18 protein-coding genes and 1 pseudogene are annotated in these 18,926 nt (G+C 53.9%); 11 read left to right on the plus strand and 8 right to left on the minus strand.

Going from position 1 to position 18,926, the window contains the following annotated elements:
• From AAC086_RS21430 to AAC086_RS21450, 5 genes and pseudogenes are all read left to right on the plus strand, one after another.
• Positions 1–830: pseudogene (locus AAC086_RS21430) on the plus strand (hypothetical protein); the annotation flags it as partial.
• Entirely contained in the window at positions 830–1,399 is a 570-nt protein-coding gene (gene rsmD, locus AAC086_RS21435; protein WP_339781865.1) for a 16S rRNA (guanine(966)-N(2))-methyltransferase RsmD, read from the plus strand. The pseudogene AAC086_RS21430 and the gene rsmD, both read left to right, overlap by 1 nt.
• A 118-nt stretch (positions 1,400–1,517) precedes the next feature.
• Positions 1,518–2,111 carry a helix-turn-helix transcriptional regulator gene (locus AAC086_RS21440; RefSeq protein WP_339781867.1) on the plus strand — a complete coding sequence of 198 codons (594 nt, stop codon included), beginning with the start codon at positions 1,518–1,520 and terminating at the stop codon, positions 2,109–2,111.
• Positions 2,112–2,224: 113 nt separating this feature from the next.
• Positions 2,225–3,382, plus strand: coding sequence for an MFS transporter (locus AAC086_RS21445; protein WP_339781869.1), 1,158 nt, complete (start codon positions 2,225–2,227; stop codon positions 3,380–3,382).
• Positions 3,383–3,476: 94 nt separating this feature from the next.
• Entirely contained in the window at positions 3,477–4,940 is a 1,464-nt protein-coding gene (locus AAC086_RS21450) for a serine hydrolase (protein WP_339781871.1), read from the plus strand.
• Positions 4,941–5,030: 90 nt separating this feature from the next.
• Here AAC086_RS21450 and AAC086_RS21455 read toward each other — a convergent pair whose 3' ends face one another.
• The 3 genes from AAC086_RS21455 to AAC086_RS21465 form a co-directional block, all read right to left on the minus strand.
• Positions 5,031–6,500 (minus strand): AMP nucleosidase, encoded by a 1,470-nt coding sequence (locus AAC086_RS21455; RefSeq protein WP_339781873.1) that lies wholly within the window; start codon positions 6,498–6,500, stop codon positions 5,031–5,033.
• A gap of 960 nt (positions 6,501–7,460) precedes the next feature.
• Complete coding sequence (locus AAC086_RS21460) at positions 7,461–7,703, minus strand: hypothetical protein (protein ID WP_339781875.1); 243 nt, start codon at positions 7,701–7,703, stop codon at positions 7,461–7,463.
• Complete coding sequence (locus AAC086_RS21465) at positions 7,703–8,392, minus strand: sigma-70 family RNA polymerase sigma factor (RefSeq protein ID WP_339781877.1); 690 nt, start codon at positions 8,390–8,392, stop codon at positions 7,703–7,705. The genes AAC086_RS21460 and AAC086_RS21465 overlap by 1 nt, the downstream gene beginning before the upstream one ends.
• A gap of 77 nt (positions 8,393–8,469) precedes the next feature.
• Here AAC086_RS21465 and AAC086_RS21470 point away from each other — a divergent pair, with 77 nt between their 5' ends.
• The gene (locus tag AAC086_RS21470) at positions 8,470–8,787 is read left to right on the plus strand and encodes a hypothetical protein (protein WP_339781879.1); all 318 of its coding nucleotides are present in this window, start codon (positions 8,470–8,472) and stop codon (positions 8,785–8,787) included.
• A gap of 91 nt (positions 8,788–8,878) precedes the next feature.
• Here the strand turns inward: AAC086_RS21470 and AAC086_RS21475 are convergent, their stop codons facing one another.
• Both AAC086_RS21475 and AAC086_RS21480 read right to left on the minus strand, forming a co-directional pair.
• The gene (locus tag AAC086_RS21475; RefSeq protein WP_339781880.1) at positions 8,879–9,481 is read right to left on the minus strand and encodes a VTT domain-containing protein; all 603 of its coding nucleotides are present in this window, start codon (positions 9,479–9,481) and stop codon (positions 8,879–8,881) included.
• Positions 9,482–9,636: 155 nt separating this feature from the next.
• Complete coding sequence (locus AAC086_RS21480) at positions 9,637–10,086, minus strand: hypothetical protein (protein ID WP_339781881.1); 450 nt, start codon at positions 10,084–10,086, stop codon at positions 9,637–9,639.
• 192 nt (positions 10,087–10,278) lie between these two features.
• Here AAC086_RS21480 and AAC086_RS21485 point away from each other — a divergent pair, with 192 nt between their 5' ends.
• Complete coding sequence (locus AAC086_RS21485) at positions 10,279–10,782, plus strand: DNA starvation/stationary phase protection protein (RefSeq protein WP_339781882.1); 504 nt, start codon at positions 10,279–10,281, stop codon at positions 10,780–10,782.
• A 133-nt stretch (positions 10,783–10,915) separates the two neighbouring features.
• Positions 10,916–12,277 (plus strand): diacylglycerol kinase family protein, encoded by a 1,362-nt coding sequence (locus tag AAC086_RS21490; protein WP_339781884.1) that lies wholly within the window; start codon positions 10,916–10,918, stop codon positions 12,275–12,277.
• 126 nt (positions 12,278–12,403) lie between these two features.
• Here the strand turns inward: AAC086_RS21490 and prpB are convergent, their stop codons facing one another.
• From prpB to AAC086_RS21505, 3 genes are read right to left on the minus strand one after another with little or no spacing between them, the layout of a single operon-like run.
• A complete protein-coding gene (gene prpB, locus AAC086_RS21495; protein ID WP_339781886.1) occupies positions 12,404–13,327 on the minus strand; it encodes a methylisocitrate lyase in 924 nt (307 codons plus the stop codon).
• A 26-nt stretch (positions 13,328–13,353) separates the two neighbouring features.
• Positions 13,354–14,526, minus strand: a complete 1,173-nt coding sequence (locus tag AAC086_RS21500) for a PrpF domain-containing protein (RefSeq protein WP_339781887.1) — start codon at positions 14,524–14,526, stop codon at positions 13,354–13,356.
• Positions 14,523–15,197 (minus strand): GntR family transcriptional regulator, encoded by a 675-nt coding sequence (locus AAC086_RS21505; protein ID WP_339781888.1) that lies wholly within the window; start codon positions 15,195–15,197, stop codon positions 14,523–14,525. The genes AAC086_RS21500 and AAC086_RS21505 overlap by 4 nt, the downstream gene beginning before the upstream one ends.
• A 201-nt stretch (positions 15,198–15,398) precedes the next feature.
• On the opposite strand from AAC086_RS21505, the gene AAC086_RS21510 reads away from it, so the two are divergent.
• From AAC086_RS21510 to AAC086_RS21520, 3 genes are all read left to right on the plus strand, one after another.
• Positions 15,399–16,400, plus strand: coding sequence for a tripartite tricarboxylate transporter substrate binding protein (locus AAC086_RS21510; RefSeq protein WP_339781889.1), 1,002 nt, complete (start codon positions 15,399–15,401; stop codon positions 16,398–16,400).
• Between the two features lie 68 nt (positions 16,401–16,468).
• Positions 16,469–16,939, plus strand: coding sequence for a tripartite tricarboxylate transporter TctB family protein (locus tag AAC086_RS21515; RefSeq protein ID WP_339781891.1), 471 nt, complete (start codon positions 16,469–16,471; stop codon positions 16,937–16,939).
• 1 nt (position 16,940) lies between these two features.
• A complete protein-coding gene (locus AAC086_RS21520; protein WP_339781893.1) occupies positions 16,941–18,455 on the plus strand; it encodes a tripartite tricarboxylate transporter permease in 1,515 nt (504 codons plus the stop codon).
• The last annotated feature ends 471 nt before the right edge of the window (positions 18,456–18,926 follow it).

Genomic DNA, 18,926 nt, shown 5'->3' on the forward strand with positions numbered 1-18,926 from the left:
ACCGTTCGTTCGGTGGCGGCAATGATCGCCATGAGCGTTCTGGCAACGACAGCCGCAGTGGTGGGTATAATGACCGCGCCCCGACCGGTCGGGGTCGCGATAATGATCGTGATGACAACCGCAGCAATAGCCGGGATGACAATGCACGCCGTGGCGCACCGCAAAACCGTTCGTTCGGTGGCGGCAATGATCGCCATGAGCGTTCTGGCAACGACAGCCGTAGTGGTGGGTATAATGACCGCGCCCCGGCCGGTCGGGGCCGCGACAATGACCGTGATGATAACCGCAGCAATAGCCGGGATGACAATGCACGCCGTGGCGCACCGCAAAACCGTTCGTTCGGTGGCGGCAATGATCGCCATGAGCGTTCTGGCAACGACAGCCGCAGTGGTGGGTATAATGACCGCGCCCCTGCCGGTCGGGGTCGCGATAATGATCGTGATGATAACCGCAACAACAGCTTTGAGAACGGCGCGCGCCGTGGCGCACCGCAAAACCGTTCGTTCGGTGGCGGTAATGATCGCAATGAGCGTTCTGGCAACGATAGAAGCGGTGGCCGCTCAGACAATGACAGCCGCGATAGCGGCTATCAGGGCCGTCCGTCAGGTCGGGGGGGTAATCCGCGCAGCCGGGATGACGCGAGCGATAGAAGCGACAGCACAAACCGCCCGCTGAATAAAGGCCGGGGCCGTTATGCCGGTGGTAATGCCGGTTCGGGCGCGCCTGCGGGCAGGCCCGCTGGACATACCGGCAGTAAACCGGCAGGCAATCGCCCGGTAGGGCGCGGCGGGTCTAAACCTTCGGGTCATGGCAATCGAGGAGATCGTTAATGCGGATTGTCGGCGGAAGTTTTCGCGGTCGCACCCTGACCTGCCCTGCGGGCAGTGATGTGCGCCCGACACTGGACCGGGTGCGTGAATCGCTGTTTAATATTCTGTCCCATGCCGGGCGCTGGTATGAAGATGGTGAAAACCCGCTATTTGACGGCATCGTGCTTGATGCTTTCGCCGGGTCCGGTGCGCTGGGGCTTGAGGCCCTGTCGCGCGGGGCGCAAAAGGCCGTGTTTTTTGATCGCGATGCCAAGGCCCTTGCCGCGATTGAGGAAAACATCAAGACCCTGCGCCTTGAAGACCGCGCCAGCGCACGCCGTGCCGATGCCACGAAACCGGTCAAAAGCCATCAGGCTGCCAGCCTGATTTTCCTTGATCCGCCTTACCATAAGGAAATGATCACGCCCAGCATCGTCGCTCTGCGCGATGCGGGCTGGATTAATGACAAAACCCTGATCATTGCCGAACGTGCGCTCCGCGACCCGGGTGCCGACGTTCCTGGTATCGACTTGCTCGATTCACGCAAATATGGTCGCTGCAAGATCGAGATCATGCGCCTGTACGCCTGATCTAAAACACAGCATCCAAGAACAAACGGAGGCACATGTGCCTCCGTTTGTTTCTGCAAATATTGCATCGCATTGCCCTGAACGATATTTTACCGCAGTGACAAGATGAAATAGCCCAATGCACGCCATAAACAAACAGACCGGCATCCCCGACGATATGGCCCGATTTGGCCTTGCGCTGCGTCAGTGGCGGCGCACGGCTGAAATCAAACAGCAACGGCTGGCCGATATATTGGGGGTAACGCAGGCAACGGTGTCGCGCTGGGAAAAAGGGATGCAGCACCCGGCCCCGTTTCAACACCAGTTGTTGCAAGATATGATGACGCGCAATCGCAATGTGCGGTTGGACCATGCGGTAAAACGGCTGGTGATGCAATCATGCCAGCGCGTTCACCTGATCGAGGACCGGAGCCACCGGCTTTTATGTTCCTCCCAACCCCGACAAAAAGAATGGCAGCGCAACGACCACGATTTGCTGGGCCAGTCCTTATGGCGCTTTGCCACGGCCGAAATTGCCGCAGCCGAGAAAAGCCTGCACCCCATGGGCTGGCATGATGACCAGGCCGATCATGTTTTGTTTGCCAATTCCACCCGTGAAGGCGCGCCCATGCGCATTATTGACCAGTATATTCTATGGGAACGGTTTTACCTTGCCGATGGTCGGGCTGTGCGGCTGACAACCGGCTTTGATCACCGCCCGGCCGATTATTGATCGGGATAGCATCTGTATTAACCGGTCTGAGCGGGCACATCGCGCATATTTCATACGTGGTCATATGAAGCCGCCCACGGTAAAAGCACGCAAACTCAATATGGATCAGTCCCATGCGTGCCGTTTTATCCATCATCTTTCTTTATGGAACCGGGCTTTGTGCCTCCATGCAGGTGGGGCTGATTGGCCCGATTGCCACGATGCTACGCGCGCAATTTGACCTGTCACAGGCACAGTTTGGCCTTGTTGCTTCGCTGATTACAGCAGCCGGTGCGCTTTGCGCCATTCCTGCCGGGGTCTGGGCCGCGCGCCTGGGCCTGAAGCAAGCGGTTCTGGCCGGGGGTGCCATGATGCTGGTCGGTGCGGCGGTTTTCTCGCAGGCGGAAAGTATCGGTTTTCTCTATGCCGGGCGGTTCCTGACCAGTATCGGATATTTGCTGATCGTTGTCGGCGCGCCCAGCTGGATGACGCATTTGGGCAGCCCGCGCGTGGTGGCATTGGCAATGGGCCTGTGGGGCACGTTTGTGCCGGTCGGCATTGCGCTTGGCACATGGATCAGTGCCGGGTTAAGTGGCTATTTTGGCTGGCAGATCGCTGTTCTGGGATGTGCCATGCCCGTCCTGCTTTTTTGCATCCCTCTTGTCTTGATGCAAAACCCGCCCCGCGACGGGTTTAACCGGTCGCTGGCCAGCGGGATGATGGGGGTATTGCGCAATAAAAACGCTGTTTCCATTGCCCTGACATTTGCAATTTTCGGCGGCACAACCTCGGCAACGGTTGCCTTCATGCCCGCCATGCTGATGGACCGGCTTGATATCAGCCTGAACATGGCGGCAACCCTTATTGGCATCACCACAATTGGTGGCAATATTGTCGGATCGCTGACCGGGGGTATTTTACTGGGGAAAAACACGCCAGGCCGCGTTTTACTGTTGTCGGCGCTGCCAATTATGGCGGGCTGTATTGCGGTTATTTATATGGCCCCCAGCCTGATGATTGTCATTATTGCATTGTGCGGCTTTAATTTCGGCCAGGGCATTGTCGCGGGCACCTGTTTTGCCATGTTGCCGCGTATTGCGGGCAAAAACCTGTCCATGCCGGCCCTTCAGGGTATGCTGGCACAGTTTGCCGAAATATTTGTCGTCATTGTTCCCCCGGTTTCAGGGCTGATTATTGATGATTTCGCCTGGACAGGGGCGGCCATCGCCTTTGCCGGGTTTTATGTGCTGGCGATGATGTTTGCGGGCAAGCGCATCACAACAGCGACATGATTGTTGCATATCGCATCCCATCAGGAACACCCCCTTGACCAAAAGGTGAAAGCGGGCGACTTTCCTTGCGCGAAACAAGTTTAAGGGATGTGGGATGGCCTGGTTGAAAGCCATATTTATCGGTTTGTTACTGCTGGTTGTTGTGGCGATTTCCGGGTTTTTCATCTGGCTGGCCCCGGTCGGTGCCGGATATACGGCCAAGGTGATGTGTTCGCGTATTTTTGTCAGTGGTCTGTCATCGGAACGGGCCTTGAACGAGGATGTGCTGTCGGACAATACCAGCCTGTTATCGCTGATTACCGCCAATATCGACCTGCGTCACCAAACCGTCAGCGCCCATGCCTTTGGTTTTAGAACCCGCGTTGCCGTTTACCGCCCCAATATGGGCTGCACCCTGACCGACCCCGACCAGGTTGCCGCCTTGCAAAATACATCGCCGGTTTTGCGCCCGATTGCGCCACAACCCTTGATGACAGCCGCTCTTCCGCCCGGCATCGACAGACGCAAACTGAATAATATTATTGCCGATGCCATGGACGAACCGACCATCACCCCCAGCCGGCGCACACGGGCGATTGTTGTGTTATATAAAGGCCGGGTCGTTGCGGAACGCTACGGGGATGGCATTAGTGTTGATACCCCGCTGCCAGGCTGGTCGATGACCAAAAGCGCCTTTTCCGCCATTTTGGGCCGGATGCGGATGAACGGAATGTTACCGCCGCTGAATTATCCGGTCAGCATCAATGAATGGGACACCGAACCCGACGATCCCCGCATCAAGATCACCTATGACGAATTGCTGCAAATGAGCAGCGGCCTTGAATTTAATGAAAGCTACTGGAACCCTGTTTCCGATGTGGTGCAAATGCTGTTTGTTGCGCCCAGTGCCGCCGGTCTGGCCGTTTCCAAACCCCTGACCAGTACACCGGGCACGGAATGGCGTTATAGCTCGGGCACCACCAACGTTTTGTCAGCCGCCATGCGCAATCTGACCATTTCCATGCAGCAATATCAGTCACTGCCCGCCGAGTTACTTTTTCGGCCGCTGGGAATGCGCCATGCCGTGGTTGAAACCGACAGTGACGGCTATCTGGTTGGTTCTACATTCATGCATGCCACGGCGCGCGAATGGGCCAAGCTGGGCCAGTTTTACCTGCAAGACGGTGTCTGGAACAATACCAGGCTGCTGCCAGAGGGCTGGGTCGCCCATGCCACCACGCCAGCCCCCCATGCCCCTAACGGCAGCTATGGCGCGCACTGGTGGCTTAAAATGCCGTCCTATGGCGACAATGGGTCCTCTTCCGGCTCTGGTGCCAGCCCAGCCACCCCGCCCATCCCCGAAGATGCCTTTTTCGCCCTGGGCCGCGACGGGCAATCGCTCAGTGTTATTCCATCAAAAGACCTGGTGATTGTCAGGCTGGGATTAACACGCAGTAACAAGGCCTTTAACCCCAGCGCATTCATTGGCAATATTGCCAGCCTGTTTCCCCTGCAAGGTCCGAATGCCGCAGCCAGCGACGCATCGGATACCAGTACCGCCACAAACGACACGAACTGACTTCCGGCAATAGCGCAGCAATAGCACAACAAAAACATCCCCTGCCACACTGGGCCGGGGATGTTTGAAATATGCTTTATAATGCTGAAATTACCGAAATGCCGGTTCATCCAGCGAGCGCAACTTGCGTGAATGCAGCTGGTTTACCTCGGCGCGCAGGGTTTCAATGGTTTGCAAACCGATTTCCAGGTGCTGACCAATCCGCTGGCGATAAAAATTGTTCGCCATGCCGGGCAATTTCAATTCGCCATGTACCGGTTTATCCGACACACATAACAATGTGCCGTAAGGAACGCGAAACCGGAACCCGTTGGCGGCAATGGTTGCACTTTCCATATCCACCGCAATGGCGCGGGCCTGGTTAAGGCGCACAAACAATTCGCTATAGCGTAGTTCCCAGTTGCGGTTATCGGTGGTGGCAACGGTGCCGGTGCGCATCCGGGCTTTCATTTCACGGCCCGTCAAACCGGTAACTTTGGCCACCGAGTCCGCCAGGGCAACCTGAACTTCGGCAATCGGGGCCACCGGTATCCACAAAGGCAGGTCGGAATCAAGCACATGGTCATCGCGGACATAGCCATGGGCCAGAACATAGTCGCCCAAAAGCTGGCTTCTGCGCAAACCGGCACAATGGCCCAGCATCAACCAGCAATGTGGCCGCAAAACCGCGATATGATCGGTTGCTGTTTTAGCATTTGACGGGCCAACCCCGATATTGACCAGGGTCACGCCAAGGCCATCTTCGCGGATCAAGTGATAAGACGGCATTTGCGGCAACTGCTTCACCGCTTCGCCGCCAGCCTGCCATTTTTTAGGGGCGTTTTTGCGCACATGCACCGCGGGGCCAGGCTCCACAAAGGCCACATAGGGGCTTTTGGGGTCTTCCAACTGCAATTTGGCATATGCGATAAATTCATCGACATAGCGCTGGTAATTGGTGAACAGGACAAATTTCTGGAAATGTTCAGGGGCCGTTGCCGTGTAATGGCGCAACCGTGCCAGCGAATAATCCACCCGTTCCCCCGAAAACAGCGACAGCGGCTTGGGCCCGTCACCATTGCGAACATGCACGCCATTGGCAATGTCATCGTCGGTTCGCGCCAGATCGGGCATATCGAATGTCATTTGCAGTTGGCGAATATCGGTCGGCCCAATGGCATCGGTTGCCGTTTCAACCAGAAACGGCACCGGAATGGGCCGGTCCGATGTGCCAACAACAATCGGGACATCGTGGTTTTTCAGCAAAAGTTCGATCTGTTCGCGATAATATTCCTCAAACAGGTCAGGCCGGGTCAGGGTTGTGCCATACACACCCGGATCGCGCGGCGCGCCATAAGAAAGCGTGCTTTCAACATGCAGCTTTTCCGGCGGCACTTCGATGCCAAGATAAGGGTAATAGGCGCGCACGGGCGATGTTTGCTGACCATTGCCAAAGCGGTCAAAGGCCTCGCGAACAGCGGTTGCGCCGGTATCGTAAATATCGCGAATGCGGGCCAGTGCCTTGTCAGCATCGGTAAATTCAAACAGATCGCGTACCGATCCGTGGATTCCGGATACCATGAATATTGCTCCTTTTTATTTTTTTTGGTTGTGAGCGAGAGATTTATCACCGCTCGACCCGGTGCTGGCAACCCCCAATTGCGCAAATGTGAAATGCATCTGACAGAAACAGGAAAATACACCCACTCCGCTTTCAAGATGCAAAGCGCACAAATCCGCCCTGTTCCAGCATACCAGCGTCCCCAGTCTGCCCGGTATTTTCAAAGATTCCAAATGACAGTTTTCCCGATTCCGACAAAAACGACCCCCATCAAAAGGACAAAGAGCCTTCCCCGGTGTGCGGCCATCAGAAAACGATTCTTGCCGGTTGCCGTCAGACCGATTGCCCCGGCAATATACAGCACCGCATGGTGCACTTCCTGATAAATGACCACAGGTCAATAATTGGAAAATGCTGCCTGGATAAAAGGCTTTCCACAAAAAGCAGGTGAAGTCCGCACAAATCCGCCAAACAGGGGATGTTTTCCACCGACATGCTCTGCCCTGCCCAAACGATCCCGGCAAAAAAAAGGGGCCGGAGCAAAAGCACCGACCCAAGAAAGGGGCTGATAAGACGTTGAGGAAAAAGACCACAACCCCGGTTCGGCAAGAGGCACACTTGCCGAAAACCAGTAAATGACTACCGGTCATTTCAAAGAAATACGTGAATTTTTCCCGAAAGGCAAGCCCGCAAATGCCCCGATCAGGCAATTTTGCAATCGCCCGACATTCGCCATCGTCAAGCACAGAGCGGCCATGAGGGATGCCCCCAACACGTCGTATCCCCGTAAAACGTAGAAACAAACCAACAAAATCAGGACAATGATATAAGCTAAAACATTGTTAAGGCACGTAAAGATGTCATTGCCGACATCATGAAAGCAAAAAAAGGGCCAGTTCCTGTAATAAAGAACTGGCCAAACTGGGGATTGAACTAAAAGACGTTGAGGGAAAAGAGGTCAATCCGTTATTTCTGATCGATCAGTGAAGCAAGCCAACTGATTTGGCTAACTTCTTAAGTCTCTGTACACGGCGATATTGACGAAAATCGACCATACCGGCGTCATTTATATGACCATTTTCAATATCGACAATCGTCTTGGCTGCCATTGGGTCACTTTGAACAAGTTGTTCAATTTCGCGTTTTTCAGCATCAGCCTCGATCTTGCCGTGCACATAATTCAAGATGTCTTTTTTGCCGTATATCGCAAGAATTGCTGTCATTAACCAGCCTCCGCCATAAACCTTGACACATGCTCGCGCGTTTCAATCTGGCCAACCATGCCACGCAACTTGCGGCGAGCGCGCCCAACGCGCGACTTTACTGTCCCAATTTCAACATTCATGAACCTGGCGGCATCCTGATAGGACATTTCTTCAACGGTTGTCAGCAGGATCGCCTGGCGCTCCTGTGCGGGCAATTCATCAAGAACGCGGTCCGCATCCCGAAGCTGCAGGCGGGCCATCTGATTGCTGCCATGGCCATAGACATCGCCAAGATCGTCCCAGTCAACATGATGACCACGAGTCTTGGTGCGACGGACTTCTGAAATAAACGTATTGAACAAGATCCGGTGCAACCATGCTTTAAGGCTGGTGCCTTCCTCGAATTTGTCCTGTTTGCTGATCGCTTTAAGCAAGGTGTCTTGAACAAGATCATTGGCACGGTCCTGAGTACCACTCAAACGATATGCATGACGACGCAGAGCTGGAACGTGATCTTCAATTTCTCTCATTACCTGGCCCGACATCACAACCTCCGTTTTTTGTTGATGCCCCAACCTAACATAAATCAGATATAAACAAAGTAATTTCGTATAATTCACATCCTCAATACACTCTCTATACATGAAATCATCAACTAATGGATAGGAATCAACATAGTCATTATAAATAACATCGTCACAATACATTCCTTATTCACATTGGTTATTTTACGTATATTGATCAAATGACATATCATGATCAAAGTCAGTATTGTGGTTGAGTTATGGAGAAAACAACGGTAACGTCAGTTACTCAAAAATTCCTGAAACCACCACATATCAACGGTTTCCGCGGCACCTTTGAAGGACGCGAACGAGCAAAGGAGCACAAAGTGCCCACGTCTAAACGGACCGAGAAGCTCCAGATTATGTTGGACGACGAAGAGCTGAAGGTGATTGACGACTGGCGTTTCGAGCACAGAATGCCGACGCGCGCAGCGGCAATCCGCGAATTAATTCGCCGTGGACTGGTCTCTGAGGACCTGGATGCCCCTGACGTTGAGGGCAAAACGACCACAGATTTCCGCATCGAAGCAGAATAGTCAGACAAAAAAACGCCCGGAAAAATCGACCGGGCGTTTTTATTTCAATATTTCGACACTCAATTACTTCAATATTTGCCAATTCCAGTCTTTATTTTGTCACCCTGCTGCCTTGATTAGCATCACGATGAGAAAAATAGCGGGCAAAGCCCGCGCCGAAAAGACCCACAAGCGCGAAAAGTCCATAATACCGTAAGGCCCTGGACAAAAATATCGCGATGAAAAACAGCCAGAACGGATAATTCGTTACCCCGGCGGCCAATGCGGCAAGCTGCATCGGCACGGGCGTGATGCTAATGACAAAAACCACCCAAAAACCGCCATCCCTGAAACGGCTCTGCAACTGATCAAATTGCTGATGGCCGTTGCTCCAGTCCAGGAACGGCACAACAACGTTGTCAAACATTCCCCAGGCCAGCAAATACAGCACCACCGCCCCCAAAACACTGCCGACCAGGGTCACTGTCGCAATCTGCATACCGCGCTTTCGCGATAATGCCATCAACGGGGCGATAATGACCTCAACCGGGATTGGAATGATGGTTGTTTCTAAAAACGACGCAACGCCGATGCCGGTCAGTCCGCGCTTGCCAGCAGCAAGAGCCTCCAGAGGCCGTCGCACCCTTTGCCACAACCCGGAAATTCCAGTTTCGAGTTCCGAGTCCCGGGTATGATCCGAAGGCTTGTCTGTCATTGGTGACCTGTCTCCGTTTAGAGCATATTTCCTTTAATAAGACGCACGAACTTGGTCGGACCGGCATCAAAACTGAAAACGGCCCGCCCCACGATACCGGAGGCGGACCGAAGCACCCATGGACTTACATGCGCCCAAGCAGGTTGTGATATCTATTATTGAGCGTCAGGCTTGTCGTCGAGTGCATTCTGTGCCTTGTTCAGCGCGTCAATCGTTTCTGCCTTCACATCTTCCCATGTCTCCGAGGAAGCATCCTGAACATCGGTCATTGCCTGGCCAAGACTATCTTTGGCATCTTCCCAGGTATTGGAAACGGTATCCATGGCATCTTCGCTGTTATCAGCTGCCGATTTTTTCATCTCGTCGTATTTTTCGCCGAGCGCTTCGGATTTGGACCTGGCCCAATCCATAAAATCTTCTTTCTGCTCGTATGAATATTTCTTCGCGTCCTGATATTCATTTTTGGCGTCATTTTTCATTTCGGCTGCATCTGCCTTGACAGCATCATCCGTTTTCATCGTATTTGCAGAATCTGCATACGCCGGAAGCACAACAGCCGAAGAAACCATAATAGTACCAGCCATCAACATTGCTTTACCAAGCATCACAACCTCCATTTTTGTTTAAACAGCCACGCTTTTGTTTCACGTTGCTTGATCCTGATAACGACAGGGTAAAGATGATGTTCCCGAAGCTGGCGGTTTATTTCGATGGAACTTTCCCGTTTGCCTCCGCGTTCTAAAGGCAGTCGTCCAAAGCTTTGAACGACCTGTTAATAAGAAAATCAGGAGTTACCAATGGCTCAGAGCAATATGCAGACCGTTGCCAACGAAGTACCGATCGAAACCGGTGTTGAACGCAAGGACCGTCGCACGCTGGCGGAAATGCTGACCCGGATCGTTGCGTCTTCGCATGTTCTTTATGGCAAGGTTCGCGGCGTGCACTGGAATGTCGTGGGTCCGAATTTCTATTCGCTGCACAAAATGACCGAAGAACAATACGAAGACCTGCATACAGCCAATGACGATATGGCAGAACGTATTCGTGCCATCGGCTTTGCCGCCCCCACCGGCCTTTCAACCATGATCAAAAATTCGGTCGTCACCGACGAGACCGAACTTCTCAGCACCGACCAGATGGTCAGGGAACTGATTGAAGATCACGAGAAAATGGCAAAGCTTCTGCGCGAGGGTGTAACCGAAGCCGACAGCGTTGATGATCCGAAAACCGCAGATATGCTAACCGAACGGATTGGCGTTCATGAAGAAGCAGCCTGGATGCTGCGCGCCACCCTTTCATAAGGGCATTTGCCGCAAAGACAATGAACCGGCACCACAAAGGCGCCGGTTTTTTAATCATCATAATTTAATATATGGCATCACATCACAAGACCGCGTCAGGTTGCGGTTTTGAAAAAGCAGGGAGATCCCACAGGTGGATAACGCAGACCTCACCGGCAAGGTTCTTTTGTTGCTGACCCGTCACAAGGTCATCGATCAATGGCGTCGTGACGGGGCACAGGCCCTGCGCAGTGTTTTTGAAAACGCCAACTATCGGACAGAACTGGTGTTCTGTGACGACCCTGGCGACATGATTGAACACATCAAAACCAATACCCGGCCCGGCGATATTGTGGCCATTGGCGGCGGCGACGGCACCATCAACGCTGTCATCGACCCGATATGCCAGTCCGGCACGGTCCTGATCGCTTTGCCGCTTGGCACCGCCAATGACTTTGTCCGCAGCCTGAAGCTGCCCGATGACCCGCTACAGGCCGCACAGGCCGCGATTAATGGTCAACTGACCTTGCTTGATGTTGGCCGGGTTAATGGCAAAAGTTTTGTCAATGCAGCATCCATCGGTGTGCCTGCCGACGCCCGCAAACGCATCAACCCGGATTTAAAACGCTGGACCGGTGCCATTAGCTATGCGGTTGCCAATTGGCAAAGCTGGCACGACATGCCCCCGCTTGACCTTGACGTAACCTGTGCCGGGCACGATCAGCAGCATTTGAAGTTACGCCAGCTTACCGTGACCAACGGCCAGTATTTTGGCGGCGGATTACGCCCGCGTGAAAACAAGCGCCTGGATGATGGCAAACTGCATGTGTTTGCCATTCGCGCCGATGTCGATACCCTGTCGGGGATGGATATCGGGGTGGCCTTGTTGTTTGGGTCGGTCGATGAATCGGAACTGGCCCTGACACTGGAATGCGACGACATCCACATTGATTGCGCCGATCCCCACCCGATTTTGGCTGATGGCGAAATTATCAGCAAACTGCCCGCCCGTTTCACCCTTGAGCGGGCAATATTACCGGTTTTCGCCCCCAATGCCTTTACCGGCAATGCGATTAACCCCGACGACATTGCTGATGGCGACGCCCTCAATGACATTGCCATCGATAGCGAAGACCTTGCCATCCGCATGGAGGCCATCTACGGCTTCGCCCAAAGCACGCGCCTTAAATCGATCTGCCATGACAATTCCCGGGTGCTGCGCGACATTCTTCGACAGCTTGAACTGGCACTGCGCCCCTATGGCTTACCGCTGTCATCCCCCGACCCTGATTTGCACAGCATGGAGCAATTACGCGACAAGGCCCTTTCATGGGTGATCACGGACTTTGATGCGCGCCTGGCCAGCGGCCTTGCCAATCAGGTCAACATGCTTCTGGCCCTGCTTGAAGACTGCCCGATTGACGATAAACCCGAACAGATCAGAAATAATCTGACTGCACTGACAAAGGCCCTGGCCGATATACACGCAGCCCTTGAAGCCTTTTCGGCAAAATAACGCCAAAATCCGTTAACCAAAACGGATCAACACACAATCAGATCATAAATGACATTATCGCCCGGTGGCCCTTTGCGAAAGCGAACCACCGGGCATAATTGCAAACATAAAGTATATTTCGGCCTGCTATTCAGGCAGAACGGTCCGCTGAATTTTACTATCCAGCGCTTCATAGCCGAAATAGCGGATCACATCATACAGCTCTGCACGGGTTTGCATCTGATCAACAGCCCCCTCGGCGGTGCCGGTTAAGGCCAGTTCGTCATAGAATTTTTCCATCGCCCGGGCCGCAATCCGAAGGCCAGATACCGGCCAGATCGCCATCGCATAGCCCATTTCGTCAAATTCCGCCGCAGAGGTTTGCCCGGTACGACCAAACTCGGTCATATTGGCCAGCAACGGCGCGTCAATCGCGGCAGAAAAGGCACGAAACTGTTCTTCGTCGTGCAAGGCTTCGGGGAAGATCGCATCGGCCCCCGCCTCGACATACAGCTTTGCGCGCGCAATCGCGGCCTCAATGCCCTCGCTTGCGGCGGCGTCAGTGCGTGCAACAATGCGCAAATCACGGCGCGCCCGCGATGCGGCAGCGATTTTTTCCGCCATATGTTCGGGCGAAACCAGTTGCTTGCCATTCAGGTGACCGCATTTTTTGGGCAGAACCTGATCCTCAAGCTGCACAGCCGCAACACCGACATCTTCAAGTTCGCGCACCAGACGCATCACGTTAAGCACCTCGCCAAACCCGGTATCGCCGTCAACCAGCAAAGGCAGGCGCGTGACACGAACAATCGCCTGTGCACGCTTCACCAGCTCTTCCATCGTGACAAGACCAAGATCGGGCAAGCCCATCGATGCCGTAAGCGCCGCACCAGAAAGATACAAAGCAGAAAAGCCTGCTTTGCGGGCCAAAAGCCCGGCCATCGGGTCATGGGCACCGGCAATCGACAAAAACCGTTTTTGATCCCAATATTCTGCCATTTGCGCACCAAGGCCGGTTGGCATCGGCTGTTCCAGCCAAACGCTTGTGCTGTTATTTTCGTCTTGCGTCATGATAACTCCGTCTTCAGTAAACTATGTCAGGTGAGAACAGATGGAGAAATACAAACAGCACCTTCCATCAGGCGACGCTGTGTGCGGTAAAGAAAGGCGCGTTCGATCCCGGGAACGGCACCAGCGGCATTGGCGGAGGCATCAAGCGCCGTGCCAACAGTCACAACACCGCTTGGCGTTCCAATCGGCAAACGCGCACGATCGCACCCGGTGGAGGCAATAATGTCGGCAATAATGCTGCCGGGTATGACGGCGGCACAGGCAACCGCCAAAGCCCCCGTAATCGGTACAGCTTTATGCGGTTGCCCCGCCGAGATCATGCGAATGGTCAAAGCATGATCGGTCGCATTGACCGGTTGCTTTGACAAATCATGATAATTTTGCGCCCGCGCGACAATTGCCACCTTGGGAATAGCAATGATGGCTGTCGCTTCCTCGCGGGAAGCAGAAATGCCCATTGCCACAGAAGCAGCACAGCGAATTTCTTCTAGCCGCGCCATTGTCCGGGAATCGTTTTCAAGATCATGATCCATAATCTCCGGCCCCAAACCAGCAGATGACGCCGTGACAAAAACGGCTGGCACACCTGCATCAACCAAAGAGGCCTCGCAGCGTCGCCCATCGGCAAGCTCCAGCACGGATCGCGCAGCACCAGCAGGTAAAATCCCGCGCCCCTGCGTCCCGCCGGGATAAAAGAAATCAAGGCGAACCGGCGCCCCCGCCCCGGCAACACCAGGTATCGGCAGGTCACCAACCACAACAGATTCACCCCCCTGCACGGCAAAGGTGCTGTGAATGATCTTGTTGGTGTTGGTATTAAATATTCGAATGGTGACATCCCCGTCATCGGGAACCGGCACCAATTTCTCATCAACAGCAAAAGGCCCGACAGCGGAACTCATATTGCCGCAATTGCCGCTAAAATCGACGGTATCGCCGGTCACCGATACCTGGGCAAAGGTATAATCAACATCGGCATCATCGCGCGCCGACGGGGCAATGACGCAAATCTTGCTCAACGATGAAATCCCGCCGCCCATACCATCAAGCTGACGCCCGTTCGGATCGGGACTGCCGAGCATCGCGCGAAAGATTGCCGGCCATTTTTCACGATCTGACGGAAGATCGCCTTGTTTCAGCATCAGGGCGCGCGATGTGCCCCCGCGCATGAAGACGGCAGGAATACGATGCTGTTTCATGGCTCAGGATCCCCGACTTCAAGCTGCCCTCTCAGGGCATTCCAACTCGACTCGATATGACGACGCATCAAAAGCGCGGCAAGCTCATCGTCGCCGTTAAGAATCGCATCGGCGATGTTTTGATGTTCGCGCAACGCAACCCGCCCCCGACCGGCAACATTTCGATGCTGGCGGCGTAACAAAGCAAGCTGCGGATATAATTCATCTGCTAGCAGATCGCGCAAAAGCGGATTCTGTGCCATTTCCGCAATCACGATATGAAAATCGGCGTCCTTGCCATTCTGCAAATAGGCCCCCGCCGGATGGGCGGCAATACCTTCCGCATGTTGGCTCAACAAGGCAATCAAGCCCTGCGCCTGATCCTTACCCGCCCGGCGTGCGGCCCAACGTGCCGCATCGGATTCCAGGGCTGCGCGCAACTCATAAAGAGCCCGCGCATCCTCCTGCGAAAACACACGTACCCTGGCCCCGATATTGGGCAGGAACGAAACCAGCCCGGCCCCGGCAAGCTTGCGCAGCGCATCGCGAACCGGGCCACGACTGACCGAAAAGCGTGCTGCCAGAGGAACTTCTCCCAGGCGCTCGCCCGGCGCAATGCGCCCGGTCAGAATATCCTCGCGCAGTTCCGCTTCAAGCGCGGACCAGGCTGAACCATGCTCAACAGGTATCATTGTTAACAATAACTCCTGATTTAAAATTATCAAAAATTGTCACATCGATCTCTCCAATGCCTTTTACATCGAAAATCGGCAAATAACATAGTATTTTTTGTCTTGACTTATTGCACCACAATTGGCCCAACTATAGGCGAAATTAAATATTGTTAACAACAAATGTGCGCAGAACACATTCGGTCATACACGGAGGAAGAAATGAGACGTAAAATTTTATCAATGACATCCGCAGTTCTTTTCGCGGCAAGTACATTCGCAATCTCCCTGGCACCTGCATCGGCCCAGGCAGAAACCAAATGGCCTGATCAGCAAATTACGTTTGTCGTTGCCCTTGGGCCGGGTGGCTCGGCAGATCGCACGGCACGCGTTGTTGCCCAGCGCCTTCAGGAAGAACTCGACGTGCCCATTCGGGTCATCAACCAAAAAGGTGGCGGCGGCCATGTCGGGCAAACCTATTTTTTAAACATGCCCGATGACGGCACTTTTTTCCTGGCAAGCTCGATCCACCCCTATATTAGCAACGCCATCCTTCAGGCGGGTGCCGATTACAGCCTGGATGATTTTGCTTTTGTGAATGGTCAGTGGACGGACGTTGACCTTTTTGCCCTGAATGCCGACCTGCCCTACACGTCACTTGATGAATTTATGGCGGCAATCAAGGAAAATCCGGGGAAAATGCGCATTTCTGTCGTGCCGGGTTCCACAGGATATATCAATACCCTGCAACTGCTTGAAGCCTATGACCTCAAAGAAGATGACGTCAATATTGTCACCTATGAATCGGGCAGTGCCGCGCGTACAGCCGCCGCTGGCGGACAGGTTGACATGACGGTTTTGGGCGCAGATGGCAGCATTTCCATTGCTGAATATATCCGCCCCCTTGCCATTGCCTCTGACAAGCGCGTTCCAATCTGGGATACCCCGACTCTGAACGAAGTTCTGGCTAAACATGGCAAGAAAATCGCCCCGCTGGTGGGATCAATGCGCGGCATTGCCGCCCGTGCCAGCTTCAAGGAAAAATACCCGGAACGTTTCGAGATTTTCACCAACGCCTATAAAGCCATCCTCAGTGACCCGGCTTTTATTGCCGACCTCGAAAAGCAGGGCATTGGCAGCGACTGGCTTGGCCCGGAAATGACGACCGGCATTATCAAGTCGAATTTCGAAATCCTGAAACGTTTCAAAGACATCGCAAACTGATCCTGCCTTGAAGTGTGCAACCCGTTGCACACTTCCCTGTTCTGTTCCGTCTGCTCAGGAGCACCGATATGCCCGGTCGCCAGTCAAACCTGTCCTTATCTCATTTGGCTTTTCTCATCCTTATTGCCGCAGCAGCCGTCTTTTTGAACTGGAGCGCAATTTCCGCATCAACCAAGCTTTACAACCTGGTTGTTGTGGTTCCCGTCGGCATTGCCCTGATGGTGCTTGTGATTGGCATCATCATCAAAAATCTGCGCTGCACCGACAAAGCACCGGCCAAAGACCCCGTTGAACAGCGTGCAGATCGTCGCACCACAATGATTGATCTGGTTTTGCTTGGCCTTTTTGCAGCACTTTGTTTCGGCCTGACCACTGTTGGCTTTGACATCGCGACATTTTTGTTTGTCTGGGTCGGCATTGTTATTGGCGGCGAACAACGCTGGTGGTTACCGCCGCTTTACGCCGCACTTTTTACGCTGCTGCTTGTCGAAGGTTTCGGATCGCTTTTCCCGTTCCCCATGCCGTTACTGGTTCTTTAACATGATCGACAGCTTTGCTTTTTCCCAAGCCCTTTCGCTGCTTTTTACCGATTTCACCCCGTGGCTGTATGTCATACCGGGCCTGATCATCGGCCTTGTGTTCGGGGCAATACCCGGTTTGCAGATTTCGATGGCGATGGCGGTCTTTCTGCCGATTACCTGGTCGATGGACTTTCTTCAGGCGATGCTTTTCCTGACGTCGATTTTCACAGGCGGGGCTTATGGTGGCGGCGTTACCGCGATCCTGATGAATATTCCCGGTTCGTCATCATCCGTCGCCACGGCCTTTGACGGGCACCCGATGGCCCGACAGGGCAACCATAACGAGGCCCTTGGCATCGGTTTGGGGGCATCGGTTTTCGGGGCCTTTTTTGGCTATGTCCTTTTATTGCTGCTGATCCAGCCCCTTGCCTTTATCGTTTTGAAACTGGGTCCGCTTGAAATGGTGATGGTCGTCACCTGGGGCCTGACCCTGATTGCAACCCTTAATCAAGGGGCTGTTGCCAAGGGGCTTGTTGCCGGGTTATTTGGCCTGTTGCTAAGCCAGATCGGCATGTCGACAACCGGCATCATGCGCACCACCATTGGCAACCCGTACCTGATTGATGGTATCGCCGTGGTTCCGGCCATGATTGGCATTTTTGCAGCATCCGAATTACTGCGGCTGCGCGGCAGCACCTATCTGGTTGAAGCCAGCGAAAACCGTAACATCTCGTTTCGCAAGTTAATTGCCGGTTTTATCATGGCATTTCGTCGCCCTGGTGCCTTGTTGCGCGGCAGCATCATTGGTGTATTGATCGGTGCTGTACCCGGTGTTGGGTCATCTGTGGCCAACCTGGTTGCCTATAGCGAAGTCCGGCGCAGTTCCAAACACCCGGAACGGTTTGGCACGGGCGAACCAGATGGCGTGGTTGCGGCGGAATCGGCAAATTCAAGCTCGGAAGGTGGCTCCATGACCGCCTTGCTGGCCCTTGGCATTCCTGGCGGTGCTGCAACGGCAGTGTTGCTGGCGGCGTTTTCGTTCCACAATCTTGTCGGCGGGCCAGCCTTTATCCGCGACCAGCGCGATGTCGTTTATTCGATCATTATTGGCAATATGGGCCAGGTCTTGCTGCTGGCAGTTATCGGATTGTTATCGTTACGCGTGCTTGGCATGATTGTGCGTGTGCCGCTGAGTTATCTGGTGCCATCGGTTTTGGCTTTATGTGCATGGGGCGGATTTGGCATTACCGGCACCATCTCAGGGCCGGTAACGGTCATGGCCTTTGCCGGTATTGGCTGGCTGATGCGGCGCCATGAATACCCTGTAGCGGCCACCGTGATCGGCCTGTTGCTGGGCCGCATGACAGAGGGTGAGATCGTCCGCACCCTGCAAATTTCGGGCGGAAATCCGCTGTCCTACCTTGTGGAAAGACCCATCGCCATTGGTTTGCTGTTTCTGCTGATCGGGGCCGTTGCCGTGCCGCCCTTGATGCGGATGCGCAAACGCAGACGCGAGCAAGCCGGGAAAAGCTAAATCCCGCCAACCCGACCAAAGACAATACAAACAAAAATCCCCCGAAGGTTAAAGCACAACTTTCGGGGGATCTAACAATCATTTCAATTCATTACACGAAAAATGCCCAAGCTGCGCAATATTGTGCGTCAGCTTGAGCTGGACCTTCGCCGCTACAGGCTTCTCGCCATACCAGAATTTCCACAACCTGGAAACCGTGCGTGACAAGGCCTGTCATAGCCTCTTAACGATCTTGATGAACACCTGCTCAATCAGATCGGACAGCTTCTGGCGACGATTGAAACCTACCCGATTGATGGAGCCCGACCAGATCCGCGAAAGCCTTAGGGCGCTCAAAACAACGCTGACTGATCTGGAAACTCAGTTGTCTCCCTTCGGTACAACAAAAACCGGCCAACTCACCACTATCAGTGCCGTATCCTTAGAAGGTTGCTCGGCACATCACAATTTGAAATTGTGCCAGTCAATTTC

This window comes from uncultured Thalassospira sp., assembly GCF_963976115.1.
GTDB lineage: Bacteria > Pseudomonadota > Alphaproteobacteria > Rhodospirillales > Thalassospiraceae > Thalassospira.

Coding starts and splice junctions, on each gene's coding strand:
- AAC086_RS21485 (WP_339781882.1), top strand. CDS start 10,279: ATGGCTCAGAGCAATATGCAGACCGTTGCCAACGAAGTACCGATCGAA.
- AAC086_RS21450 (WP_339781871.1), top strand. CDS start 3,477: ATGGCCTGGTTGAAAGCCATATTTATCGGTTTGTTACTGCTGGTTGTT.
- AAC086_RS21475 (WP_339781880.1), bottom strand. CDS start 9,481: ATGACAGACAAGCCTTCGGATCATACCCGGGACTCGGAACTCGAAACT.
- AAC086_RS21510 (WP_339781889.1), top strand. CDS start 15,399: ATGAGACGTAAAATTTTATCAATGACATCCGCAGTTCTTTTCGCGGCA.
- rsmD (WP_339781865.1), top strand. CDS start 830: ATGCGGATTGTCGGCGGAAGTTTTCGCGGTCGCACCCTGACCTGCCCT.
- AAC086_RS21440 (WP_339781867.1), top strand. CDS start 1,518: ATGCACGCCATAAACAAACAGACCGGCATCCCCGACGATATGGCCCGA.
- AAC086_RS21515 (WP_339781891.1), top strand. CDS start 16,469: ATGCCCGGTCGCCAGTCAAACCTGTCCTTATCTCATTTGGCTTTTCTC.
- AAC086_RS21500 (WP_339781887.1), bottom strand. CDS start 14,526: ATGAAACAGCATCGTATTCCTGCCGTCTTCATGCGCGGGGGCACATCG.
- AAC086_RS21520 (WP_339781893.1), top strand. CDS start 16,941: ATGATCGACAGCTTTGCTTTTTCCCAAGCCCTTTCGCTGCTTTTTACC.
- AAC086_RS21505 (WP_339781888.1), bottom strand. CDS start 15,197: ATGATACCTGTTGAGCATGGTTCAGCCTGGTCCGCGCTTGAAGCGGAA.
- AAC086_RS21480 (WP_339781881.1), bottom strand. CDS start 10,086: ATGCTTGGTAAAGCAATGTTGATGGCTGGTACTATTATGGTTTCTTCG.
- prpB (WP_339781886.1), bottom strand. CDS start 13,327: ATGACGCAAGACGAAAATAACAGCACAAGCGTTTGGCTGGAACAGCCG.
- AAC086_RS21470 (WP_339781879.1), top strand. CDS start 8,470: ATGGAGAAAACAACGGTAACGTCAGTTACTCAAAAATTCCTGAAACCA.
- AAC086_RS21455 (WP_339781873.1), bottom strand. CDS start 6,500: ATGGTATCCGGAATCCACGGATCGGTACGCGATCTGTTTGAATTTACC.
- AAC086_RS21445 (WP_339781869.1), top strand. CDS start 2,225: ATGCGTGCCGTTTTATCCATCATCTTTCTTTATGGAACCGGGCTTTGT.
- AAC086_RS21465 (WP_339781877.1), bottom strand. CDS start 8,392: ATGTATTGTGACGATGTTATTTATAATGACTATGTTGATTCCTATCCA.
- AAC086_RS21460 (WP_339781875.1), bottom strand. CDS start 7,703: ATGACAGCAATTCTTGCGATATACGGCAAAAAAGACATCTTGAATTAT.